Genomic DNA, 23,779 nt, shown 5'->3' with positions numbered 1-23,779 from the left:
TGCCACCTAGTCATCGTCGCGGGGGCGGTCCATCAGGCGGCGGCGCTGCCACACGAGCAGCGCCAGGATCGCGACGATGACGACCACCCAGCACAGTTTGCCGATCATCCGGGCAGCGTACGCGGGGCGCGGCCGACATCGAGCCCGCGCCGCTCCGCCAGCCGCGCGAACTCGGCGGCGTCGGCGACGGCGGCGCATCCGGGGTCGTTGTTGAAGTAGACGTATCCGTCGTTTCCTTGGCCCACCCGGCCCGCCCAGGTGTTGAGCGAGCTGCGGCCGTAGCGCGGGCGGGGGTCGGCCCGGCCCTCGTGGAAGCGGAGATAGATCCAGTCCGCGGTCCGCCAGAGCGGCGTCTGCGGCCGGCCGAGCCGGTCGGCCCAGCACAGCGCCGCGCCACGGTCGCTGAGCACCTGCTGTACCGCGTCCGTCCACCACGACATGTGCCGCGGCTCGACGGCCACCCGGACCTTCTGCGGGAACGCGGCCAGGGTCGCGTCCAGGGCGGCCGGGTCGGCCTTGAGGTTCGGCGGGAACTGCAGCAGCACCGGGCCGAGCTTCGAGCCCAGGCCGGCGGCGCGGTCGAGCAGCCGGTGGACCGGCTCCTCCGGCTCGCGCAGGCGGCGGATGTGGGTGAGGTACCGGCTGGCCTTCACGGTGACGACGAAGTCGTCCGGGGTACGGTCGCGCCACCCCTCGAACGTCGAGCGCTCCGGGAGGCGGTAGAAGGCGTTGTTGACCTCGACGGTGTCGAACGCCCCGGCGTAGCGCTCCAGCCAGAGGCGCTGCGGCAGGTCGCGCGGGTAGAACGGGCCGCGCCAGTCGCGGTACTGCCAGCCCGACGTGCCGACGTGGATCACGTTTCCCGATTTCCCCGCCCGCCGCCGGCTAACCGCCGCAGGGGCCGGCGTCGAGGGCCTCGGTCGTGGCGGCGACGTGCAGGCCGGGCTCGGGGCCGCCGGGCAGCGCGTAGAGGAGCGGGCCGACCGTCACCAGGCCCAGGCCGTGCTTCGGGCGGGGCATCGGCGGCAGGGCGTGCCAGGCGCCGGCCGCCGGGTCGTACGCCTCGACCTGCGGGAACGTGTGCTGGCCCTCGCCGCCCGCGGCGACCACCCAGCCACGGCAGGTGGCGGTCGCGGCCAGGCCACCGCGCGCGGTGGGCAGGTCGGGCAGGCGGGTCCAGGCGCCGCCCGCCGGGTCGTACGCCTCGACGACGGCCAGGTTGCCGTCCTTCGCCGTGCGGCCGGCGACCGTGTACACCTTGCCGCCGGTGGCCGCGCCGCCGAGATGCTCGCGCGGGGTGGGCGGACCCGGTGCGGTGCGCCAGCGGTCGGCGGCGGTGTCGTACACGAGCATCGTGGTGGCGAGGGCGTCCTTGCCGGGGCCGATGCCGGCGGCGACGTAGACCGTCCCGCCGACCGCCGCCGCGGTGCCGGCCGCGCGCCCCTCGGGCAGGTCGGCGACGGACTGCCAGGCCGTGGCCGACGGGGTCAGGCGGTAGGCGGCGGCGCTCGGGGTGCCGTCGCCGAAATACCCGCCGAAGACGTAGACCGTGCCGTCGACCCCGGCCGCCATGGCGTGGTTGACGGCGACCGGCAGGGGCGGGCCCGCGGACCAGTGGCCGGTGGCTGTGTCGAAGATCTCCACCGTGCTGACCGTGCCGCCGTCGGCCCGGTAGCCGCCGGCCACGACGATGCGCGTCCCGCTCACCGCGGCCGCCACCTCCGTGCGCGCCGACGGGGCGTCGGGAAGTCGCTGCCAGGGCGTATCAGACGGGGGCGCGGACGGCTCTGGTTCATGGGAGCAGGCCGTCAGCCCGAGCAGGAGCACCGTCAGGACCGGCACCGTACGCATGTCCGTCAGTCTCCCAGGTGGCCTTGAGGAGGTTCAATTCATCGGATAACCGGCAGAAGCGGACTACGGACGCATGCGGGGAATCGCTCAGTGTGATGACGGGGCAACACATCCGGCATATAGCCGATATTCTGTGTGTTCAATGTGGGGACCGGAGGGGGGCCGCCCATATGGGCCGGAATGGCGTCAGGTCGAATCGCGCGCGTTTGCGTCGCGCGTGGTGACCGTGACAGCACAGCGCGGCACATCCGAGCCGCTGAACCCGACCGAAACCGTCCTGCACCTGCACCGGGCGGCGAACGCGGTCCGGCAGCACGTGGAGCAGGTCGTCCTGCGGCCGCGACAGCTCACCTGGACCGGGTTCGTCGTGCTGCGCACCGTCTGGGCCAACCGCCGGATGGAGACCCGGCACGTCGCCGAGCAGGCCGGCATCTCCAAGGCGACGCTCACCGGCGTGGTCGACACGCTGTCCGGGCGCGGCCTGGTGCGCCGCGACGCCCATCCGGCTGACGGGCGCCTCGTCGTGCTGCAGCTGACCCGCAAGGGGCAGCGGCTGGTGCGGGAGCTGCTGCCGGAGTCGCAGACGGCCGAGGCGTTCGCCCTGTCGTACCTCGAGCCGGCGCAACTCGCGATCGTCACCACTGCGCTGCGTGGACTGATCGATCACCTGGAGCGAGCACGCTGACCTGCACCAATCGGGTGGATGGGCGTCATCTCGACAGCCGGTGCGTCGTTGAAGCCAATGGCGCCCTCCGGGGCGGACGATGGGTGCCGGGTTGGTCTACTGTTTGCTCACCGGGCACCTGCCCGTTTGCATCCAGTGCGGTCTTTTCATCTCCCGGTGGAAGGACCAGACTGCAGTTGAGATTTGGGGAAGGGACCCGATGACCGAGGCAGGCCTCGACGACGGCGCCGGCGAGTCCGGCACGCCGGACCTGCCGCTGCGCTCCGCCGCTCCCGCGCGCCGGGCCACCGTCGGCGACCTGACGCACAACGACCCGGTCCGCATCGACGACTACCGGCTGCTGGGGCAGCTCGGCGTCGGCGGGATGGGCACCGTCTACCTGGCCCAGACCTCGGACGGCTCCCGGGTCGCCCTGAAGCTCGTCCACGCGCACCTGGCGCGCGACCCGCGGTTCCGCACCCGGTTCGCCGGCGAGGTCCGGGCCGCGCAGCGCGTCCCCGGCTTCTGCACCGCGCGGGTGCTCGACTCGGGCGTGCACGAGGAGCGGCCCTACCTGGTCACCGAGTATCTCGAGGGCATCCCGCTGTCCCGGCTGGTCTCCGACGACGGCCCGCTCGACCCGGCGATGCTGCACAGCGTGGCGCTCGGCGTCGCGGCCGCCCTCGCCGCGATCCACAACGTCGGGCTGGTCCACCGCGACCTCAAGCCGAGCAACCTCATGGTCACGCTCGGTGGCGTCCGCATCATCGACTTCGGCATCGCCCGCGCCCTCGACGCGGTGAGCGACATCACCGGCACCGGCAACATCGTCGGCAGCCTCGGCTGGGCCTCCCCCGAGCAGCTGCGCGCCGAGGAGCCGACGGCGGCGATGGACATCTTCGGCTGGGGCTGCCTGGTGGCGTTCGCGGCCACCGGCCGGCACCCGTTCGGCGGCGAGGAGGCCGCCGCCCGCGCCTGGAAGATCCTCGAGGGCGACCCCGACCTGAGCGGCATCCCCGACCCGGTCCGCGACCTGGTGGCCGCCGCGCTGACCCGCGACCCGACGCAGCGCCCGGACGCCCGACAGCTGCTGCTGGGCCTGGCGATCGACGACCTGGACGCGGTCGCCGTGCCGGCCCAGACGCGCCGCTGGATGCGCGGCACGCAGATGTCGCGCCGCCGGGTGACGTCGATGGCGATCGCGGTGCCGATGGCGCTCGCGCTGGTCTTCGCGGCGGCCGAGACGACGAGCGAGCTGATGGGCGGGGGCGGCGACTCGGGGACGCACCGCGGCTCGACCACGGGCGACCAGGTGACGAACGACCTGACCCCGCAGCCCAACCCGCAGGCGACCACGGGCATGCCCGGCCAGCGTCCGAATCCGCAGTCGTCCACCACCCTGATCGGCAACCCGACGGGCGACGCGCAACCGCCGGCACCGACCACGACGGGCCCGACGAGCATGCCGGCCACGGTGACGTTCTCGGCGAGCCCGGTGCCGACCACGCCGTCGCCGACCGACCCGCCGACCACGACGGAGCCGTCGCCGACGACGGACGCGCCGACCGACCCGCCGACGACGACGGCGGCCCCGGCCAACACGGTCGGCGGCATCATCCCGATCGTCCAGCCCTGACGCCGTCCCACATCGTGGGAGCGGGCCTGTTGTCGTGATCGTGGGAAACATCTGGTCGCTGGGACAGCCAGATCTTTCCTTTGATCATGGATATGTCGCCGCGAGATCGGGAACGTCAGCAGCCGCGGGCCACGGGAACGCCGCGAACGACCGGGAACGTGGAAGCGCCGGCCGGCGAGAGCGGAACGCGCGCACCGTGAGACGTTGGTCGATCAACCCGCTGCAGATCGACCAACGCCTCAGTTCAGCGCGGCGCTAGAGGACGTGTTCCGTGTACAGGGCCAGCGTTTCCTTCAGGACCTCGTCGCCGGGGCGGGACCAGACGTCCTCGTGGAACACCTCGACCTCGATCGGGCCCGTATAGCCCGTCGCGTCCACGGCCTCGCGGAAGCGACGCAGCTCGATGCAGCCCGTGCCCGGCAGGCCGCGGCCCAGCAGTACACCCTCGGGGAGGGGAGTGATCCAGTCGGCCACCTGGAAGCACGCGATCCGGTCCTCCTCGCCCGCGCGGGCGATCTGGGACCAGATGTCGTCGTCCCACCACAGGTGGTAGGTGTCGATGGTGACGCCCACGTCCTCGGACGGGTACGGGGCGGCCAGGTCCAGGGCGTTGCGCAGCGTCGAGATCACGCAGCGGTCGGAGGCGTACATCGGGTGGAGGGGCTCGATGGCCAGGCGTACGCCGGCCTCGTGCGCGAACGGCACCAGCTCGCCGACCGCGTCGCCCACCCACCGCCGGGCCGCGTCGATGTCGCGGCTGCCGTCCGCAAGGCCGCCGCTCACCAGGACCAGGACGGGAGCGCCGAGGACGACCGCCTCCTCGATCGCGCGGCGGTTGTCGTCCTTCCAGTCCGGGGCCGCGAAGAAGCCGGCCCGGCAGAGGGACGTCACCGTCAGGCCCGCGGAGCGGACGAGCGACGCCGTGCGGTCCAGGCCGTGATCGGCCACCTGGTCGCGCCACAAGCCGATGCCGGGCACGCCCGACGCGACGCAGCCGGCCACCGTCTCGTCCATCGGCCAGCGCTTGGTGGTGGCCTGGTTCAGCGAGAAGCGCGCCAACGACATCTACAGCTCCAGGGAGGGGATCTCGATGCGGCGGCCCTCGGCGGCGGAGCGCAGGCCCAGCTCGGCGAGCTGGACGCCGCGGGCGCCGGCGGCGAAGTCCCACGGGAACGCGGCGTTCTCGTGGACGTGGCGGAGGAACAGCTCCCACTGCACCTTGAAGCCGTTGTCGTAGACCTCGTTGTCCGGCACGAGCTGCCACTGGTCGCGGAAGCGCTCGGTGGCCGGGAGGTCGGGGTTCCACACCGGCTTCGGGGTCGAGCCGCGGTGCTGGATGCGGCACTCGCGCAGGCCGGCCACGGCGCTGCCGTGCGTGCCGTCGACCTGGAACTCGACGAGCTCGTCGCGGTACACGCGGACGGCCCAGGAGGAGTTGATCTGCGCGATCGCGCCGCCGTCGAGCTCGAAGGTGCCGTAGGCGGCGTCGTCGGCCGTCGCGCCGTAGGCGGAGCCCTGCTCGTCGACGCGGGTGGGGATGTGGGTGGCGATGGTCGCCTGCACCGAGCGGACCGGCGCGAAGATCTGCTCCAGCACGTAGTGCCAGTGCGGGAACATGTCGACGACGATGCCGCCGCCGTCGGCCGCGCGGTAGTTCCAGGACGGGCGCTGGGCCGCCTGCCAGTCGCCCTCGAAGACCCAGTAGCCGAACTCGCCGCGCACCGACAGGATGCGGCCGAAGAAGCCGCCGTCGACGAGCCGCTTCAGCTTGCGCAGGCCGGGCAGGAACAGCTTGTCCTGCACCACGCCGTGCTTGATGCCGGCGGCACGGGCGGCCCGGCACAGGTCGACCGCCGCGGCGGTGTCCTCGGCGAGCGGCTTCTCGGTGTACACGTGCTTGCCGGCCTCGATCGCGGCGCGGATCGCCTTCTCGCGCTGCTGCGTCACCTGGGCGTCGAAGTAGATCTGCACGTCGGGGCGGGCCAGCGCGGCGGTCAGATCGGTGGTCCACTCGGTCAGCCCGTGCCGCTGCGCGATCTCGGCGAGCTTGGCCTCGCTGCGGCCGACCAGGATCGGCTCGGGCCACAGCCGGGTGCCGTCGGCCAGCGGCAGGCCGCCCTCCTCCCGGATGGCGAGGAGGGACCGGACGAGATGCTGGCGGTACCCCATGCGGCCGGTGACGCCGTTGAGCACGATGCCGATCGGAAGGCGGGACACTGGACCCCTCTCAGAGTCAGACGTGGTAGGTGTCGAGCAGGCCGCACATGCCGTGCCGGCCGTGTTCACTGGGCTCCGGGCGCACCTCGATGCCGCCGTCGGCCAGGTGGCTGTGGTCGCCGCGCTCCAGCGCGTCGAGCTGGCGGCCGGTGGCGGCGGCGGCCCGCAGGGCGCCGTCGGCCCACCGCTTGCGCCACTCGGGCAGCTTCGGCGCGACGAGCCGGGCCGCCGCGGCGTGGAACTCGGCCAGCGCCGCCGGTCCCCCGTCGCGCAGCGCGAGGAAGCCGGTGACGGCGAGGTCGCGCCGGCGGTAGGCGGCGGCGATGTCGCCGCCGGGCAGGGTCGCCGCCGCCTGGTACGCGCCCGCGTCGACGAGCGAGGCGGGCGGGAACGTCATGACGGCGTCGCCCGCCTCGGGCAGGCCGCTGTTCTGCATGATGACGACGATCTCCAGGCCGCCCTCGTTGACGAGGCGGTGGATGGTGCCGGGCGGGAACCAGGCGACGGTGCCCGGCCGCAGCGGCGTCTCGGCGTAGCCGGACGTGGCCAGGGTCTGCACGTGGCCCGCGCCGGCGAGCACGACGTACCCCTCCGAGCAGGTCAGATGCAGGTGAGGCGTGCCGCCGACCAGGCCGTCGGGGGCCGTCGTGTCGTAGACGGACAGTTTCGAAATCCCGACCGCGCCGGGCAACGGTGAACGCATGACCCCTCCGGAACCCGAACGTACCAACAGGAAACCGCTTTCCTGAGGCTAGCCGGTACGCTGAGCACGGGTCAATGGAAGGGAGCCAGACGATGGCGACGCTCGCCGATGTCGCCCGCCGCGCGGGCGTGTCACCGGCCACCGCTTCACGCATCATCAGCGGCAGCACGAAGCTGGTGACCGAGGAGCTGCGCGCCCGGGTGCTGCGAGCGGTCGACGAGCTGCAGTATGTGCCGAATGCGCACGCCCAGCTGTTGGCGCGGGCCCAGCGCACGGCGGTGGGCGTGATCGTGCACGACGTCTCCGACCCCTACTTCGCCGAGATCACCCGCGGCCTGCAACAGGTCGCGACCGCGAACGGCCGGCTCGTCATCATCTGCAACAGCTATCGCGACCCGGCGCGCGAGCTGGAGTACGTGGAGCTGCTCCGCGCCCAGCAGGTCGCGGCGATCGTCCTGGCCGGCTCCGGCTACCACGACCCGTCGTTCACCAAGGCGCTGAAGGGCAAGCTCGCCGCCTATACGCGGACGGGCGGCCGGGTCTCCGTCATCGGCCGGCACGAGCTGCCCGGCGACGCCGTCATGCCGGCCAACGAGGAGGGCGGCTACCTGGCCGGCTGCGAGGCGTTCGGCGCCGGCCACCGCAAGGTCGGCGTGATCGCCGGCCCGAAGGTGCTCACCACGACCACCGACCGGCTGGCCGGCCTGCGCCGCGCCGCCCGCGAGCTGGGCCGCACGTTACCGGCCCGCCGGGTCGCCTACGCCGCCTTCGACCGCGACGGCGGCGCCGCCGCGACCGGGCAGCTGCTCGCCGACACCCCCGACCTGACCGCGATCGTGGCCCTCAACGACTCGATGGCGGTCGGCGCGCTCAGCGTGCTGCGGGCCCGCGGGCTCGCGGTGCCGGGCGACGTGAGCGTCATCGGGTTCGACGACATGCCGATCGCCCGCGACGTGACCCCGGCGCTGACCACGATCCGCCTGCCACTGACCGAGATGGGCGCCCGCGCGATGGCCCTGGCCCTCGACGACGAGGAGCGCCACGACCGCGTCGAGCCGGCCTCGGCGACCCTGGTCCGCCGGGAGAGCAGTCAGCCGTTGACCTCCCGGTAGGTGGGCAGTCCGGCGCCGGTGGGCACGCCGTCGCGCACGGCGGTCGCGGTGTCCACGGCGGCCTGCAGGGCGGCGCGGAACGGCAGCGACCCGAGGCTCACCCGCGCCACGCCGAGGGCGGCGAGCTCGGCGAGCGTCAGCTTCCCCGGCAGATACAGGACGTTGAGGGGCACCGGCACCGCGCCGGCGATCGCCGCGATGTCCTCCGGATCGGCGAGCCCGGGCACGAAGACGCCGTCGGCGCCCGCGTCGGCGTAGCGGCGGACCCGTTGGAGCGCTTCGTCGGCGGTACCGTCGCGAAGCCAGTGCGTGTCGGTGCGCGCGTTGACGAACAGGCCGGGCGCCGCCCGCTTGATCCGGCGGATCAGCTCGGCGTGCGCGCCGGGGTCGCCCATCGCGTCCTCGACGTTGACGCCCGCGCCGCCGGCCTCGGCGACCGCCACGGCGGTCTCGACCGAGCCGCGCTCGATGTCGGCGGTGACGAGGCAGTCGAGCCCGCGCAGGCGGTGCAGGAGGGCGACGGTGTCGGCGCCGGTGAGGTCGTCGCCGTCGGGCCGTCCTGCGGCGGCGGCGACGCCGAGGCTGGTGGTGCCGAGGACGCGGAATCCCGCCCGTACCATGGCCTGCGCCGACGCGACGTCCCAGACATTGGGAAGCAGGAGGGGCGCACCGGGCCGGTGGAGATCGGCAAAGGTGGTCATCGGGCATCTCCTTCGGGGCGGATGTTGACGGCGTGAGCGGCCCTGGGGCGAGCGGTTGCGGCTTGGGTCGTCGCGGCGTGGGCGGCCCGGGTTTCGGAGGGCGGCGCGGGCGGCGCGGGCGGCGCGGGCGGCGCGGGCGCGGCGAGAGCGGCCGACGCGAGCGCCAAGGCGTGGGCGCGGCCCGGGCAGGCGCGCGGGCCGGCGCCGAAGGGGTCGGCGGCCAGGCTGACGCGGACGACCTCGCCGGCCGTGATCGCCATGCCGCCGACCACAGTGTCCACGCTGGCCTGGCGGCGGGTGGCCGGGACCGGCGGGTCGTCGCGCAGGACCACGTCGACGCCGCTGACGCGGGCGCGCTCGATGAGCGTTTCCGTCGCCGCGCACGCCTGGACGAGCAGGCAGAGGTGGGCGGCCGTCCGCTCGTCGTGCGCGCCACCGAGCGTGGCCACGAGCCGCTCGACCGCCGCGTCCGCTGCCGGCTGCTCAGACGTTGGTCGATCCACCCTCGCGCCCGGCCCGTCGGATGAGGGTAGATCGACCGGCGTCGGTTGGTACGCCGCCGCGACGAGGCGCACGTCCGCCACCAAGGACGGTGTCGGTGGCAGGCCCAGCGCCGCGGCCAGCGTTGCCACCGGGTGGGCCGGCGCAGCGGCCGCCAGCGACGCCGGGTCGATGCCCGCGAGCAGCTCCTCCACCAGGGCCCGGCGGCGGGCGTGCGCCGGGCCGTCGGCGAAGCGGCTCACCGTGGCGCGCAGCCAGGGCAGGCCGGTATCGCCCGGCGGTACCGGCGGCACGCGGAACGCCGGGTCGGTCAGGACGCCCCGGGCAAGGGCGGGATCCGAGATCTCCTGCATGGGTTCCACGCTAGGCGGGGGATCGTTCGGTACCGGCCGAATCGTCGCCGGCGCACGATGGAGGACATGAGCACCTCCGCGAAGGACCTGGCCGCGCTCGCCGCCCTGCTCGCGGACGAGACGCGGGCCGCGATGTGCCTCGCCCTGCTCGACGGGCGGGCCTGGACGGCGGGTGAGCTGGCCGCGCACGCCGGCGTCGCCCGGTCGACCGCCACCGAGCACCTGGACCGGCTCACCGAGGGCGGGCTGCTGGCCGAGGAGCGGCAGGGGCGGCACCGGTACGTCCGGCTGGCCGACGCCTCGGTCGCCGACCTGCTGGAGGACATGGCCGCCCGGCTGGGGCCGGCCCGGCCGCCCACCGGGCTGCGGGCGGTGACCGCCGCGGCGGCGATGCGGCGCGGCCGGACCTGCTACGACCACCTGGCGGGCCGGCTCGGGGTGGCGGTCACCGACGCGATGACGGCGGCGGGGCTGCTCGACCAGCGGGCCGGGTTCGCGGTCACGGAGGCCGGGCTGGCCTGGCTGACCGGGCCGGTGGGGCTCGACCCGGCCGCGTTCGAGCGGCCGAAGCGCCCGATCGCGCGGGCCTGCCTCGACTGGACCGAGCGGCGCCCACACCTGGCCGGGCTGGCCGGGGCACGGCTGTGCGAGCGATTCCTGGCGCTCGGCTGGGTGGCCCGGATCGGCAGCGGGCGGGCGGTGCGGGTCACCCCGGCCGGCTCGCACGGCCTGCACGACCTGCTGGGCATCGAGGGGCTCGATTGATTTTCGGCGCCGATGGGTAGACAGCGCTCACTTCGTTGTGCATCCCCCTCGCAAGGAGGCTGTCATGTTCGCCATCATCGCCGTCGTCCTGTTCCTCATCGCGCTGCTGCTCGACCTGTTCGGCGGGGACCTCGGGCCGGTGTTCGACATCCCGACGCTCACGCTCGCCGGGTTCCTCTGCATCGCCCTGCACCTGGCCGGCGCGGGCACGTGGCACACCCGCTTCGGCAGCTCCCGGCGCCGCCGCCGCTGAGCCACGGGGACCACACTGGACGGCATGACCGTTCGCATCGAGCGCTCCGGGCCGGTCTGGACCGTCGTCCTCGACCGCCCGGAGACGCGCAACGCCGTCGACCGCCCCACCGCCGAGGCGCTGGCGGCGGCGTTCCGCGCGTTCGACGCCGACGACACGGCCGCCGCGGCGGTGCTGTGGGGCGCCGGCGGCACGTTCTGCTCCGGTGCCGACCTCAAGGCCGTCGCGGCCGGCAGCGGCAACCGGGTCGAGCCGGACGGCGACGGCCCGCTCGGCCCGACCCGCATGGCGCTGGGCAAACCGGTGATCGCCGCGGTGTCCGGCCACGCGGTCGCGGGCGGCCTGGAGCTGGCGATCTGGTGCGACCTGCGCGTGGTCGAGGAGGACGCGGTCTTCGGCGTCTTCTGCCGGCGCTGGGGCGTGCCGCTGGTCGACGGCGGGACGGTGCGACTCCCCCGGCTCATCGGCACCGGCCGCGCGCTCGACCTGATCCTGACCGGCCGCCCGGTCCCGGCCGACGAGGCGCTGCGCATCGGCCTGGCCGACCGCGTGGTCCCGGCCGGCACCGCGCGTCAGGCCGCCGAGGCGCTGGCCGCCCAGCTCGCCGCGCTCCCCCAGGCCTGCCTGCGCAACGACCGGGCGTCGCTGTACGCCGGACTCGACCGGCCGCTCGACGAGGCCCTCGCCGTCGAGCACGGGTTCGGGATCGCGTCGCTGGCGGCCGGCGCACAGGAAGGGGCGGCCCGGTTCGCGGCGGGCGCGGGACGTCACGGCGGTCAACCTTCGTAAGGAGACGGCCAAAGGTCCCGCGCGGCCCGGGGGCACGGCAACCCGCCGTTAGGGTGATGGGCGTGGACTTCCCCAATCGGCAGGACATCGAGGACGCCGCGGCGCGGATCGGGGCGCACGTGCGGCGCACGCCGTCGTACGAGGTCGCGCCCGGGCTGTGGTTCAAGCTCGAGCTGCTGCAGCACAGCGGCTCGTTCAAGGCCCGCGGGGCATTCAACCGGATTCTGTCGGCGCGCGAGGCCGGCGAGCTGACCGACGCCGGCGTCGTGGTGGCGTCGGGCGGCAACGCGGGGCTCGGGGTGGCCTACGCGGCGGCGACGCTCGGGGTGCCGGCCGAGGTGTTCGTGCCGGTGAACGCGCCCGCGACGAAGGTGGCGAAGCTGCGCGAGCTGGGCGCCGTGGTGCACCAGCACGGCCGGGAGTACGCCGAGGCCTACGCCGCCTCGACGATCCGCGTGGCGGAGACGGGCGCGCTGTTCGTGCACGCCTACGACCAGCCGGAGATCGTCGCCGGGCAGGGCACGGTCGGGCTGGAGCTGCCCGACGTCGACACCGTGCTCGTCGCGACCGGCGGCGGCGGGCTGGTCGGCGGGGTCGTCGCCGCGATCGGCGACCGGATCACGGTGGTCGCGGTCGAGCCGGCCGGCGCCCCGACGCTGCACGCGGCGCTCACCGCCGGGAAGCCCGTGGACGTGGTGGTGGACAGCGTGGCCGGGGACTCCCTCGGCGCCCGGCGGATCGGCACGATTCCGTTCGCGCTCGCGGTACACCATGGGATGCGGAGTCTGCTCGTGCCGGACGAGGCGATCGTCGAGGCGCGGCGGCGGCTCTGGGACCAGTATCGGATCGTCGTCGAACACGGCGCGGCGACGGCATTCGCCGCACTCGATGCCGGGGTGTACGTGCCGGCGGCCGGGGAGCGCGTGGCCGTGGTGCTGTGCGGGGCGAACACCGACCCCGCGACGCTGCACGCCGAGACGGCGCATGCCACCGGATGACGTCTTCGACGCGGCCCTGCGCCGGTTCCTCGACCAGCGGCGCGTCGACATGCGCTCGCTCGCGGCCGAACTGGGGATCGGACGGGCCACGCTCTACCGGCGCACCGGCAGCCGCGACCAGCTGCTCGGGCACGTGCTGTGGTACCTCACCGACCGCAACCTGCAGCGCGCGGTCCGGCACGCCGAGGGCCGGCGCGGCGCCGACCGGATCGTGGCGGTGATCGGCAACTTCCTGCACGGTGTCAATGAGCAGCCCAGCCTGCGCCACTTCCTGGCCACCGAGCCGGAGGCGGCGCTGCGCATCCTGACCTCGAAGCGGGGCATCGTCCAGCCGAAGGTGGTCGCGCACCTGGAGGGGCTGATGCAGGAGGAGATCGGGGCCGGCACGTTCGCGCCGCGCCTCGACGCGCGCACCCTCGCGTTTGTCCTGGTGCGGATCGGGGAGAGTTTCCTGTACGCGGACGCGATCGCCGACGGTGAGCCCGACGTCGACCAGGCCCTCCAGGTGATCGGGCGGTTGCTGGAGGACTGAGATGATCTCGACGGATGTGTGCGTGGTGGGCGGCGGCCCGGCCGGACTCGTGCTGGCGCTCCTGCTGCGCCGCCAGGGCGTGCGGACCGTCGTGCTGGAGAAGCACGAGACGTTTCTGCGCGACTTCCGGGGCGACACCGTCCACCCGTCGACGCTGCGGCTCATGGACGAGCTCGGCCTGGGCGACCGGATCCAGTCGCTGCCGCACCGGAAGGTCTTCCAGTTCGACGTGCACTACCCGACGGGGGTCTTCCGTCCGGCCGACTTCGCGCGGCTGCGGATATCGCACCCGTACGTGATGTTCGTGCCGCAGTGGGACTTTCTGGAGCTGCTGGCGTCGGTCGGCGATTTGCCGATCTATCGGAAACATGAGGTTACTTCGGTCCGGCGTGCGGCGGGGCGGGTCGTCGGGGTCGCCGGAACGAGCGCGGACGGCCCGTTCGAGGTGGACGCGGCGCTGACGGTGGCCTGCGACGGGCGGCATTCCACGGTACGGCGGGAGCTCGGACTGCGATCGAAGGAGTTCGGGGTGCCGATCGACGTACTGTGGTTCCGGCTGCCCCGGCACCCCGACGACCCGGAGGGCCTGTTCGGCCAGGTCGGCGACCGCCGGCTCGTGATCGGCATCGACCGCGGCGACACGTGGCAGCTGGGGTACGTCGTGCCGAAGGGGACCGACGCGGCGATCCGCGCACACGGCCTGGGCGCGTTCCGCGAGTCGATCACCGAGACCGTGGACTGGCTGGCCGACCGCACCCCGTTGCTGACATCGTGGGACGAGGTCAGCACGCTGACCGTGCGCATGGACCGCCTGTACCGCTGGCACGTCCCCGGCGCCCTGCTCATCGGCGACGCCGCGCACGCGATGTCCCCGGTCGGCGGGGTCGGCATCAACCTGGCGATCCAGGACGCCGTCGCCTCCGCGCGCGTGATCGGCGCCGCGTTTGCCCGGGGCCGCGCGCCGACCGAGCGGGAGCTGGCCCGGGTGCAGCGCCGCCGGACGTTCCCGGCCGCGGGGACCCAGCTCGTCCAGCGGGCGCTGCAGCGGGCGGTGCTGCAGCCTGCGGTGGAGGGCCGGCCGCTCCGGCCGCCGCTGCCGCTGCGCGTCCTGGACCGCGTGCCGGCGCTCCGCGCCGTCCCGGCGAGGCTGATCGGCGTGGGCCTCCGCCCGGAACACGCCCCACCATCGCGTTGATCTTGCAGTTGTGGTGCCGCGACACTCCGCAGATGTCCGGGTTTGCCAGGCACCACAACTGCAAGATCGACGCGGTCAGGCGGCGGTCAGCCGTGAGACGCCCGTTGGTACGCGGTAACCCTTGACGCGCGTGGCTGTGGTGTTGCGGTCCTTGCGGTCGCGGACGTGGTACCAGTCCATGCGGCAGGCCTCCGGGCGCACCTCCAGCACGCCGTAGCCGTGGCCCTCCAACTCGGCCCACTTCACGTGCGAGTTTGCCGCCCGCACGATGCTCGCCGCGATCGGGCCGGCCCAGCCCGGCGGCAGGCCGACGAAGTCGTCCACGTTGTCGCTGGTCACCGACGGTACGACGAACTCAACGGCGGTCGGGGAGCCTACCGTCGACTTCGTGACCAGTTCGTTGGCCCACGACGTGTGGATGTCGCCGGTGATGAAGACCGTGTCGCGAACGCCATTGGCGCGCAGGTGGTTGACGAGCTCGTCGCGGTCGGCGTTGTAGCCGTCCCACTGGTCGGTGTTGATCGCGAAGCCGTTCGACGGGATGCCGAGCAGCTTGCCGATCGGGCCGAGCAGCCAGGCCGGCAGGGTGCCGACGTCGACCCGGGCGATCATGTCCGGGTTGCCGACGATTTTCCACTGCGCGGTCGAGCCGGCGAGGCCCTGCTTGAGCCACGCCATCTGGTCGTCGCCGGTGATCGTGCGGGACGGGTCGTCGACGGCGGTGCCGGAGGCCTGCTGGCTGCGGTACGAGCGGAGGTCCAGCATCGAGAGTTCCGCCAGCTTGCCGAACCGCACGCGGCGGTAGATGGCGCCGTCGGCGGCCAGGCGGACGGGCATCCACTCCGCGTAGGCCTGGCGGGCGGCCGCCACGCGTGCGGCGAACGAGCCCTCGGTCGCCGGGTCGTGGTTCTCGGCGCCGCCGGACCACATGTCGTTGGCCACCTCGTGGTCGTCCCAGGTGATGATCCACGGGACGGAGGCGTGCAGGGTCTGGGCGTCCGGGTCGCTCTTGTACTGCGCGTGCCGGATCCGGTAGTCGGCGAGCGTGATGATCTCGTGGGTGGGCTGGGCCTGCCGCACCACCGTGCCGCCGGCCGTGAAGCCGCCCGACGCGTACTCGTAGAGGTAGTCGCCGAGGTGCACCACGGCCTGCAGGTCGCCGCGCTGGGCGAGCAGCCGGTAGGGCGCGAAGTAGCCGGCCTCCCAGTTGGAGCAGGACACCACGCCGAAGCGCAGCAGCGCGACGGCGGCGTCGGTGGCCGGAGCGGTCAGCGTGCGGCCGGTCGGCGACCAGGCGCCGCCGGTGCCGAAGCGGTACCAGTACGTGGTGGCCGGCTGGAGCCCGCGCACGTCGGCCTTGACCGTGTGGTCGCGCTCGGGCCCGGTGCTCACCTGGCCGCTCTGCACGACGTTCGTGAAGCCGGCGTCGGTGGCGACCTGCCAGGTGATCGTGACGGCGGGTCCGAGGCCGGAGCCGGGCTGGGCCTCCGGGGTGGGGGTCACCCGCGTCCACAACAGGACGCCGTCGGGCAGCGGGTCGCCGGAGGCGACGCCGTGGAGGAACACGGGAGCGGCGGCGCTCGCGTCGGCGGTGACGGCGACGGCGGCCGCGGCTCCACCCGCGATGAGCAGCGAACGACGGGTGAGGGCTGCATCGACAGTCATGGTTGGAAGTTCTACGCCCAACCGGTTACCCGGCAGTACCTATTCGCCTCGAAGTTGGGGCGAACGGAGGATGACCGGCGGGAATTATTCGGACATGTCGGAAACTTCCATCGACCGCGGATACTGCCTCTTGCCTGAGGCAGTATTTTCTTCGCATGGCCACGGTGCTGCTGGTTGAGGACGACCATGTCGTGCGGGGTGCCCTGCTGCGTTCGCTGACGGACCGGGGTCACACCGTCCACGCCGTCGGCACCGCGCTGGAGGCCCTGCGGCGGTTCGCCGCCGAGACGCCCGACCTGGTGGTGCTCGACCTCGGGCTGCCCGACCTCGACGGCGCCGACGCGCTGCGCATGCTGCGCGGCATCGCCGACACGCCGATCATCATCGCCACCGCCCGCGACGACGAGGCGGAGATCGTGCGGCTGCTCAAGGCGGGCGCCGACGACTACATGATCAAGCCGTTCACCAGCGCCCACCTCGACGCCCGGATGACCTCCGTGCTGCGCCGCACCGGCCGGGCGAGCCGCGAGGAACCCACCGCCATCGAAGTGGGAGGCTTGCGTGTCGACATCGGCCAGCGCCAGGCATACCTGCACGGCGAGCCGCTGACGCTGACCCGCAAAGAGTTCGACCTGCTGGCGTACCTCGCCGCCCGTCCGGGACGGGTCGTCTCACGCCGTGAGCTGTTGGAGGAGGTATGGCGGCAACCCTCAGTGGGCGAGGACCAGACGATCGACGTGCATCTGTACTGGCTACGCCGGAAACTTGGCGAGAGCGCCTCAGCGCCCAGATACCTGCACACCGTGCGGGGAGTCGGCTTCAGGTTCGCGGCGCCGGGCTGAGGCGCACCCTCGCCTACGTCTCGGCCGCGGTCACCGCGATGGTGGCCCTCGCCTTCCTCATCCCGCTCGGGCTCGTCGTCCAGCAGCTCGCCCGCGAGCGCGCCATCGCCGACGCCGAGCGGCAGACCGCCGTGGTCGTCGCGGTCCTCACCGTGACCACGGACCCGCTCGCCATCGAGCGGGCCGTCGCCAGCACCGGCGGTCCCGCGGTGACCCGCGTGTCGGTGCACAACCTCACCGACGACGGCACCGAGATCGGCACCGGCCACGCCGCCCCGGGCGACCTGGCCCGGGCCGCCGACCAGGCGGCGCCGGTCATCGCCGAGGTCCGCGACGGCCTGTCGTATCTCGAGCCGGTCGACGTGGGCTCCGGCCGCACGGCCGTGGTCGAGGTGTTCATCCCCGAGACCGAGCTGTCCAGCGGCGTGGCCGGGGCCTGGTGGGCGCTCGGCGCCGTCGCGCTCGGCCTGGTCATCGCCTCCGTGTGGGTCGCCGACCGGCTGGCCGCGAAGATCACCATGTCGGCCCGGCAGCTGGCCGGCGCGGCCTCGGCGCTCAGCGAGGGCTACCTCGACGTGCGCACGATCCCGCAGGGCCCGCGCGAGCTGGCCGAGGCGAGCTTCGCGCTCAACGTCATGGCCGACCGGATCATGGCGCTGCTGTCGAACGAGCGGGAGCTGGTCGCGGACCTGTCGCACCGGCTGCGCACCCCGCTCACCGCGCTGCGGCTGGACGCCGAGACCCTCGACGACAGCCAGGACGCCGAGCGCATCCGCGACGCGATCGCGGCGCTCGAGGTCGAGATCGACAAGCTCATCCGGGCCATGCGGGAGCCGATCGACGCCCACTCCCCCGCGCCGGACCGCAGCGAGCGGGGCGACGGCGCCGCGCCGACCACGTCCGGCGAGGGCTGCGACGTCGCCGAGGTGGTGCGCGACCGGATGATGTTCTGGTCCGCGGTCGCCGGCGACCAGGAGCGCGACTGCAAGGCCGTCGGCGTCGACGAGCCGGCGCCCGTCACGGTCCAGAAGAGCGAACTGGCCGCGGCGCTCGACGCGCTCATCGGCAACGTCATCCGGTACACGCCGCAGGGCGTCCCGTTCGAGGTGACGGTCACCCGGCGCGACGACGGCTACATCGTGCTGCGGGTCGAGGACGGCGGGCCCGGCATCCCCGACCCCGAGCGGGCGCTGCAGCGCGGCGAGAGCGACCAGGGCTCGACCGGCCTGGGCCTGGACATCGTCCGGCGGGTCGCGATCGAGGGCAACGGCACGGTCAACATCGGCACGTCGGCCACCCTCGGCGGCGCGAGCGTCGTGATCGTCATGGCCGACGCCGACCCGGCGCCCGAGGAGCAGCCGACCACCTCGCGCTTCGGCCTGGTCGGCCGGCTCTCTCGCGAACCGGGTGAGGGCCGCTCCCGCTGGCGCCGCAAACCCTCCTGATCACGACGCCGCACAGCGCTGAGGCAAGTCTCGATGGTTCCGAAGCCTGAACTTCGGAACCATGGTCACAGGAGCAGCGCCTCGAGCTCCGGAAGCCGGCCGAACATGTCGGGGAGGCCGCGCACGCCGTTGCGCGCGGACTCGTGCGACAGCGCGAGGTCAGGGCCGGTGCTCGCCTCGACACCGGCGAGGCAGCGGAGGATGTTCCACCTCGTGAACCCCAGCCAGCCGCCGATCATGAACACGAACCAGCTCGGACCCGGCGGCGGCAGCGCCCCGCCCCCTGCGACGTAGCCGTCGAGGACCGAGCGGAAGATGGCGGGCTCGATGTTGTCGAAGCCAGGTCCCTTCGCGAGGCTCAGCGCGGTCGAGCCGAGCTCACCGGCCAGGTCGAGCATTCCCGAGAGCTCCCAGTCGAGCACCACCGGCCGGCCCTCTCGAGCGAGCAGGTTCCACGGCTGGATGTCCCGGTGGGTCAGCACCACGGGGCCTGGCCGTTCGCAGGCGTCGACGAAGTGGGCAATCGCGAGGAACGTCCCGACGTGGGAGGCGAGCTCGTCGGCCCACGGCTGACCGGTCGCCGCCGCCCGCTCGGCGAGCTCGGGCCAGTCCCGTGCCGTCGGGTCCTCGATCGGCACGTGGGTCCACTCGACGTCGAGCGCGTGGATGCGCGCGAGGAGCTCACCGATCTCGAACGCGAACGCCGCCGGCACCGGCGCCTCGGGCACCTTCTCTCCCTCGACCCACCGGTGGACGAGCGTGTGGTCGCTGGCCGAGATCGGCTCCGGCATCGGAACGCCGGCAGCGAAGGCCGCCCGCTCGAACCTGAACACGTCCTCGACGTGGCAGGTCCAGCGGCCGTCGACGGGGTTCAACTCCTTCACCGCGAACGACCCCCGGTCGGTGTCGAGCCGGTACATCCGGTTGGCGAACCCGCCGTGGACGCGGATCATCGGCCCGATCGGCGTGCCGAGATGCGAAAGGTCAGAGGGCACGTCGTCGTCCGCGGTCACTCCATGAATCTAGGGCTCGCAGTTCCTCGATACACCGGAATTCCCTGGAACCACCGAGGCCGTCAAGGTCACCACGGAGGAGCTGATCAACGGGTGCGGCCCGGTGTCGGAAACATTGGCCGAGGTCCTTTGAAAAGGGAACCTCATCTGACCTCTTTGTTTCACTTAGAACCTCCTTAATTGGGTCGTTCGGGCTGGAACGGACCTCGACGCATCGCTATGTTCAAGTCCGTTCCCACGTGGACGGACCGGCACTCAACCGCCTTGCCACCCTCGATGGCCGGTCGTCCCGCGCGCGGCGGGGGCGGCACCTCTGCCCTGTGCCGACCCCCGCCGCGCGCCCCTTTCCCTCCGGAGGAACCGAGCGTGCAAGCGCCATCCCGTCTGCTCCGCCGTGCCCTCGTCAGCGGCGCGGTGGTCGTCGTCGCGCTGGGGGTCGCCATCGCCGGCCCCGGCGCCTTCGAGTCGTTGTTCAAGGAAAGCGGCCCGCCGGCCATCACGCACGTGCCGGCCGACAACCCCGAGCTCGGCCTGATCTACCAGGGCCTGAAGCCGGCGAAGAAGGGCCAGCCCTGCGTCGGCGGCTACGAGGTCACCGAGAAGGACCAGTGCAGCCACGGCCCCGACGTCCCGCCGCCCGGCCTCAGCGTCCGCGGCGAGATCGCGCCGGTCGCCGACGCCGGGCCCGCCCAGACGGTGCCGTCCACCGACACCGCGGCCGCCCCGCAGGAGCAGACGGTGCTCGCCGACACCGGCGTCGCGGAGGGTGCCGACGGCGGGTTCGCCGTGGTGCCGGACGCGGCGGCCGCCGACGGCACCGCCTCCTTCACGATCGGCGCGAGCGGCGTCGCCTGCGACGGCGACGGCGTCTCCGGCAAGCGGGTGCAGGTGCTGTACGTGCGCGACGCCAGCACGGCGAGCCGCTTCAGCCAGTACCTGGCCTCGTTCCGCACCTGGTCGGCCGGCGTCGACACGATCTACAACGCGAGCGCCCAGGAGACCGGCGGCGAGCGGCACGTCCGCTTCGTCACCACGCCGGACTGCCAGGTCGACGTCCGCGAGGTCGAGCTGCCGGCCGGCGGCCTGAACACCTTCGACGCGACGATCAGCGGCCTGAAGTCCCTGGGGTACAACCGGACCGACCGGAAGTACATGATCTTCGGTGAGTCCAAGGTGTACTGCGGGATCGGCACCTTCGCCGGCGACACCCAGCCCGGCGCGAACAACCGGAGCAACGGCGGCCCCGGCTACGGCCGCAGCGACTCCGGCTGCTGGACGGCGAGCGTCGCGGCCCACGAGCTCGGGCACAACCTCGGCGCCGTCAACAACAACGCGCCGAACTCCAGCAAGGCCGGGCACTGCCTCGATGAGTACGACATCATGTGCTACAACGACTCGGGCGGCCTGAAGACGTCGGTGAAGTGCAGCGACAAGGCGAAGGACAACCGCCTCGACTGCAACCACGACGACTACTACAACACCAACCCGAGCCCGGGCAGCTACCTCGCGAACAACTGGAACGTGGCCAACAACCAGTTCCTGATCGCGGGCAGCGGCGGCACGAACCCGCCGCCGCCGAGCCCCTCGCCGACGAAGACGACGGCCGCGCCGACGCCGTCCCGCACGACCGGCTCGCCGTCGCCGTCTCCGTCGAAGACGACCGCCCCGCCGCCGTCGCCGACCAAGACCGCCACGCCGACCCCGACGGGCACCAAGCCGCCGACGGGCCTGAAGGAGCTGCGGACCAGTGACGTCACCGCCACCTCCGTGCGCCTGTCGTGGGACGCGGCCGCGACCGGCAGCCGCTACGCGATCGTCCTCAACGGCCGCTCGATCGGCCGGGTCGGCGCCACGAACGTCCGGATCGTCGGCATGCGCCCCGACACCGATTACCAGATCGGCGTTTCGCTCGCGCAGAACGGCGCCCTGACCCCGTGGACGACCACCGTGAAGGTGCACACCGCGGCGGCGTCGAACCCGGGCGCCGGGTCGTGGATGGTGTTCGGCAACAGCCTGACCGGTGGGGTGGCGGACGTCTTCGGCGCCCGCAGCGCGGCCGGCACGCCGATCATCGTCTACCCGCGGCACAACGGGGCGAACCAGCTGTGGAAGCTGGAGCCCGCCGCGAACGGCGCCTTCCTGGTCCGCTCGAAGGCCACCAACGCCTGCGTGACGACCAGCGGCAACAAGGACGCCGCCGGGGCCACGCTGGTGCAGGGTGACTGCGCCACCGCCCTGCAGTGGAAGGTGACGCAGACGGAGTACGGCGTCGCGCTGACCTCCCCGAGCGGGCTGGTCGTGGGCGTGGCGAACGCCTCCTACTTCGGCAGCCGCCTGCTGGCCCTGCAGAAGCCGAGCGGCGCGAAGTACCAGAGCTGGATCCCGCAGCGCACGTGAGCCGGCTCTTGGTGATGGGTAGCGGCCCGGCGTCCTGGCGACGCCGGGCCGCGGCCTGGTTCGTGGCGATCGTCGCCGCGACCTCGGCCGCGGTGTTCGGGTGCGCGGACCACGCCGAGGCGCACGACGGCGTGATCCTCACGCTGCACGGCGACGGGCACGGTTCGGTGTGGGTCACGGCAACGTGGCAGGACGGCCACCCGGTCACCGAGGCGGTCGGCATGACGATGCTGGCCACGTCGTCGTCGGGCGGGCGGGTCGGCCCGGCCGGCCTGCAGCGGAAGGGGGATGCGCTCACGTACCCCGGGACGCTGGCCCCCGGTGAGTGGACCGTCGTCGCCGAGATGGGGACGCCGGCCATCGGCCGGTGCCAGGGCATCGTGCGGGTGGCCGCCGAGGGCGCGTCGGCGGCGCCGGACCAGACCACGTGCGCGCCGCCCCCAGCGGCCGCCCCGCCGCCGGCGCCGCCGACGCGGTCGCTGGCCTGGGTGTGGTACCTCGCGGGCGTGCTCGTCGTGACGGCGCTGGTCGTGTGGGCGTTCTTCCGCCACCGCCCGGCACCCGCGCGGCGGCCGGCTCCGCGCTCGCTCCGCCCCCGTCGCTGACGGGTTTCCAGAAACCTCTTGACCGGTACAGCGCGCGTGTCCTACTGTACCGGTACAGGCACGCTGTACCGGTACAGCGTCGTGAGGCTTCGGAGGCCGTGATGTTCCCGTTCGCGATGATCGTCTCGCAGTCGGCGCTGGCTCGTGAGTTCCCCGGCTCGTGGGCCGGCCCGGAGGGCTTCGAGTTCAGCAGCGCACTTCCCCACGCCCCCGTGGTGCCGTACCCGGAGCATTCGCCCCGCGCGCACCGCACCCGCTCGGCGATCGCGTCGGGCCTGCGCCGCGCGGCGTCGGCGATCGCACCGGCGGGGACGTACAGCCCCGCCCGCTGAGACAACGCGCCCCGGACCCCGGATCGAACCGCGGTCCGGGGTGCATTGTTATGGTGCAATGGACGGCCCGTGCGACAGAGGAGGCGATGGTGGCGAGGGTGACCTTGCAGACGATCGCCGACAAGGTCGGCGTCAGCCGGATGACGGTCTCCAACGCCTTCTCGCGGCCCGACCAGCTCTCCCCCACGCTCCGGGACAAGATCCTGGCGGTCGCGGACGAGCTCGGCTACGTCGGGCCCGACCCGGCCGCCCGCGCCCTCGCCAAGGGCACCACCGGCGCCGTCGGCGTGCTGCTCACCGAGTCGCTGCGCGACGCGTTCACCGACGAGATCGCCACCGCCTTCCTCGGCGCGATCGCGGAGGAGCTGACCCCGACCGGCCTGGGGCTGACCCTGCTCACGGCGACGACGAGCGGCGACCTCATCCCGGCGCGGGACGTGGCGATGGACGGCGCGCTCGTGTATTCCTGCGATCCCGAGTCGACGGCCGTCGACTGGCTGCTCCGCCGCAAGATCCCGGTCGTCTTCGTCGACCAGGTCCCCGCCGACGGGATCCCGGCCGTCAACGTGGACGACCGCACCGGCGCCCGAGCCGCCGCCCAGCACCTGGTCGACCTGGGCCACCGCCACCTCGGCATCGTGACCTCGGGCGTCCGCGGCGACCACGGCCGGATCGCCGACGAGGAGAGCATGATCGACGGGTATGTCGCCAACCAGCGCATCGCGGGCTGGCTCGACGCCCTCCGCCCGGCCGGCATCGAGCCGACGATCGTCCGCCTCCCCCACGGCCGCCCCGAGAACGGCTACGACGGCGGCCGCATGCTCCTCGCCCCACCCGTCCCGGACCCGTCGCAGGACGGCGCCACTCCCCCGACCGGCCCGCGCCCGACGGCCGTCCTCTGCTTCTCCGACGCCCTGGCCTCCGGCGTCGTCCAGGCCGCGCAGGACCTGGGCCTGCGCGTGCCCGAGGACGTCTCGGTGGTCGGCTTCGACGACAGCCCGCTGGCGGCCCGCCTCCGCCCACCGCTGACCACGGTCCGCCAGGACGTGCTGGCCAAGGGCCACGCGGCGGCGGCCGCGCTGACGCGGGCCATCGCGTCGTTCCGCACGGACACGCCGGCCGACCCGGCCCACCTGCGCCTGCCGGCCACCCTGGTCGTCCGCGCGAGCACCGCCCCACCCCCGGCCTGACGCGACGCGGCCGCCCCTTT

24 protein-coding genes are annotated in these 23,779 nt (G+C 73.4%); 15 read left to right on the top strand and 9 right to left on the bottom strand.

The genetic code is table 11. The annotated features are described in order from the left end of the window. Positions 1-104: 104 nt before the first annotated feature. Positions 105-857, bottom strand: a complete 753-nt coding sequence (locus IEZ31_RS07125; protein WP_190248928.1) for a DUF72 domain-containing protein — start codon at positions 855-857, stop codon at positions 105-107. Positions 858-885: 28 nt separating this feature from the next. Beyond that, positions 886-1,851 carry a Kelch repeat-containing protein gene (locus tag IEZ31_RS07120; protein WP_190248927.1) on the bottom strand — a complete coding sequence of 322 codons (966 nt, stop codon included), beginning with the start codon at positions 1,849-1,851 and terminating at the stop codon, positions 886-888. 220 nt (positions 1,852-2,071) lie between these two features. Here IEZ31_RS07120 and IEZ31_RS07115 point away from each other — a divergent pair, with 220 nt between their 5' ends. Both IEZ31_RS07115 and IEZ31_RS07110 read left to right on the top strand, forming a co-directional pair. Then, positions 2,072-2,536: a MarR family winged helix-turn-helix transcriptional regulator gene (locus tag IEZ31_RS07115; protein ID WP_229834364.1), complete on the top strand. Its 465-nt coding sequence runs from the start codon at positions 2,072-2,074 to the stop codon at positions 2,534-2,536. A gap of 199 nt (positions 2,537-2,735) precedes the next feature. Then, positions 2,736-4,151 carry a serine/threonine-protein kinase gene (locus IEZ31_RS07110; RefSeq protein ID WP_190248925.1) on the top strand — a complete coding sequence of 472 codons (1,416 nt, stop codon included), beginning with the start codon at positions 2,736-2,738 and terminating at the stop codon, positions 4,149-4,151. Between the two features lie 255 nt (positions 4,152-4,406). Here the strand turns inward: IEZ31_RS07110 and IEZ31_RS07105 are convergent, their stop codons facing one another. The 3 genes from IEZ31_RS07105 to IEZ31_RS07095 are packed head-to-tail and all read right to left on the bottom strand — an operon-like array spanning position 4,407 to position 7,071. Continuing rightward, positions 4,407-5,216 carry a sugar phosphate isomerase/epimerase family protein gene (locus IEZ31_RS07105; RefSeq protein WP_190248924.1) on the bottom strand — a complete coding sequence of 270 codons (810 nt, stop codon included), beginning with the start codon at positions 5,214-5,216 and terminating at the stop codon, positions 4,407-4,409. Further along, positions 5,217-6,368 (bottom strand): Gfo/Idh/MocA family protein, encoded by a 1,152-nt coding sequence (locus IEZ31_RS07100; RefSeq protein WP_190248923.1) that lies wholly within the window; start codon positions 6,366-6,368, stop codon positions 5,217-5,219. It abuts the gene before it with no gap. 16 nt (positions 6,369-6,384) lie between these two features. Further along, positions 6,385-7,071, bottom strand: coding sequence for a cupin domain-containing protein (locus IEZ31_RS07095; RefSeq protein WP_190248922.1), 687 nt, complete (start codon positions 7,069-7,071; stop codon positions 6,385-6,387). 92 nt (positions 7,072-7,163) lie between these two features. Here IEZ31_RS07095 and IEZ31_RS07090 point away from each other — a divergent pair, with 92 nt between their 5' ends. Then, entirely contained in the window at positions 7,164-8,183 is a 1,020-nt protein-coding gene (locus IEZ31_RS07090) for a LacI family DNA-binding transcriptional regulator (RefSeq protein WP_190248921.1), read from the top strand. On the opposite strand, the gene IEZ31_RS07085 is transcribed toward IEZ31_RS07090, so the two are convergent. Then, entirely contained in the window at positions 8,162-8,884 is a 723-nt protein-coding gene (locus IEZ31_RS07085; protein ID WP_190248920.1) for an isocitrate lyase/PEP mutase family protein, read from the bottom strand. The genes IEZ31_RS07090 and IEZ31_RS07085 overlap by 22 nt on opposite strands. Next, positions 8,881-9,738, bottom strand: coding sequence for a cytochrome P450 family protein (locus IEZ31_RS07080; protein WP_190248919.1), 858 nt, complete (start codon positions 9,736-9,738; stop codon positions 8,881-8,883). Before IEZ31_RS07080 ends, IEZ31_RS07085 begins: the two co-directional genes overlap by 4 nt. Positions 9,739-9,804: 66 nt before the next feature. On the opposite strand from IEZ31_RS07080, the gene IEZ31_RS07075 reads away from it, so the two are divergent. From IEZ31_RS07075 to IEZ31_RS07050, 6 genes are all read left to right on the top strand, one after another. Then, the gene (locus IEZ31_RS07075; protein ID WP_190248918.1) at positions 9,805-10,503 is read left to right on the top strand and encodes an ArsR/SmtB family transcription factor; all 699 of its coding nucleotides are present in this window, start codon (positions 9,805-9,807) and stop codon (positions 10,501-10,503) included. A gap of 64 nt (positions 10,504-10,567) precedes the next feature. After that, the gene (locus IEZ31_RS07070; protein WP_190248917.1) at positions 10,568-10,756 is read left to right on the top strand and encodes a hypothetical protein; all 189 of its coding nucleotides are present in this window, start codon (positions 10,568-10,570) and stop codon (positions 10,754-10,756) included. A gap of 24 nt (positions 10,757-10,780) precedes the next feature. Continuing rightward, positions 10,781-11,545, top strand: a complete 765-nt coding sequence (locus IEZ31_RS07065) for a crotonase/enoyl-CoA hydratase family protein (protein ID WP_190248916.1) — start codon at positions 10,781-10,783, stop codon at positions 11,543-11,545. A gap of 62 nt (positions 11,546-11,607) precedes the next feature. Next, positions 11,608-12,543 carry a threonine/serine dehydratase gene (locus tag IEZ31_RS07060; RefSeq protein WP_229834363.1) on the top strand — a complete coding sequence of 312 codons (936 nt, stop codon included), beginning with the start codon at positions 11,608-11,610 and terminating at the stop codon, positions 12,541-12,543. Next, on the top strand, positions 12,530-13,075 hold the full coding sequence (locus IEZ31_RS07055) for a QsdR family transcriptional regulator (protein ID WP_190248914.1): 546 nt from the start codon (positions 12,530-12,532) through the stop codon (positions 13,073-13,075). The genes IEZ31_RS07060 and IEZ31_RS07055 overlap by 14 nt, the downstream gene beginning before the upstream one ends. A 4-nt stretch (positions 13,076-13,079) precedes the next feature. Beyond that, positions 13,080-14,270 carry an FAD-dependent oxidoreductase gene (locus IEZ31_RS07050; RefSeq protein ID WP_190248959.1) on the top strand — a complete coding sequence of 397 codons (1,191 nt, stop codon included), beginning with the start codon at positions 13,080-13,082 and terminating at the stop codon, positions 14,268-14,270. Between the two features lie 75 nt (positions 14,271-14,345). Here IEZ31_RS07050 and IEZ31_RS07045 read toward each other — a convergent pair whose 3' ends face one another. Beyond that, complete coding sequence (locus tag IEZ31_RS07045) at positions 14,346-15,935, bottom strand: alkaline phosphatase D family protein (protein WP_190248913.1); 1,590 nt, start codon at positions 15,933-15,935, stop codon at positions 14,346-14,348. Between the two features lie 155 nt (positions 15,936-16,090). Here IEZ31_RS07045 and IEZ31_RS07040 point away from each other — a divergent pair, with 155 nt between their 5' ends. Both IEZ31_RS07040 and IEZ31_RS07035 read left to right on the top strand, forming a co-directional pair. Beyond that, on the top strand, positions 16,091-16,777 hold the full coding sequence (locus IEZ31_RS07040; RefSeq protein WP_190248912.1) for a response regulator transcription factor: 687 nt from the start codon (positions 16,091-16,093) through the stop codon (positions 16,775-16,777). A 38-nt stretch (positions 16,778-16,815) separates the two neighbouring features. Then, complete coding sequence (locus IEZ31_RS07035) at positions 16,816-18,222, top strand: sensor histidine kinase (RefSeq protein WP_190248911.1); 1,407 nt, start codon at positions 16,816-16,818, stop codon at positions 18,220-18,222. A gap of 65 nt (positions 18,223-18,287) precedes the next feature. Here IEZ31_RS07035 and IEZ31_RS07030 read toward each other — a convergent pair whose 3' ends face one another. Next, positions 18,288-19,235: a phosphotransferase family protein gene (locus IEZ31_RS07030; protein WP_229834362.1), complete on the bottom strand. Its 948-nt coding sequence runs from the start codon at positions 19,233-19,235 to the stop codon at positions 18,288-18,290. Between the two features lie 366 nt (positions 19,236-19,601). Here IEZ31_RS07030 and IEZ31_RS07025 point away from each other — a divergent pair, with 366 nt between their 5' ends. From IEZ31_RS07025 to IEZ31_RS07010, 4 genes are all read left to right on the top strand, one after another. Continuing rightward, the gene (locus tag IEZ31_RS07025; protein ID WP_190248910.1) at positions 19,602-21,632 is read left to right on the top strand and encodes an RICIN domain-containing protein; all 2,031 of its coding nucleotides are present in this window, start codon (positions 19,602-19,604) and stop codon (positions 21,630-21,632) included. Then, a complete protein-coding gene (locus tag IEZ31_RS07020; protein ID WP_190248909.1) occupies positions 21,629-22,237 on the top strand; it encodes a hypothetical protein in 609 nt (202 codons plus the stop codon). The genes IEZ31_RS07025 and IEZ31_RS07020 overlap by 4 nt, the downstream gene beginning before the upstream one ends. Positions 22,238-22,338: 101 nt before the next feature. Continuing rightward, entirely contained in the window at positions 22,339-22,569 is a 231-nt protein-coding gene (locus IEZ31_RS07015) for a hypothetical protein (RefSeq protein ID WP_190248908.1), read from the top strand. Positions 22,570-22,667: 98 nt separating this feature from the next. Beyond that, on the top strand, positions 22,668-23,759 hold the full coding sequence (locus tag IEZ31_RS07010) for a LacI family DNA-binding transcriptional regulator (protein WP_229834361.1): 1,092 nt from the start codon (positions 22,668-22,670) through the stop codon (positions 23,757-23,759). Positions 23,760-23,779: the final 20 nt, after the last annotated feature.

Source organism: Dactylosporangium sucinum (genome assembly GCF_014647515.1).
Taxonomy (GTDB): domain Bacteria; phylum Actinomycetota; class Actinomycetes; order Mycobacteriales; family Micromonosporaceae; genus Dactylosporangium; species Dactylosporangium sucinum.
Note: the sequence above shows the minus strand (reverse complement) of the source record. Positions and strands in the feature narration are given on the sequence as shown.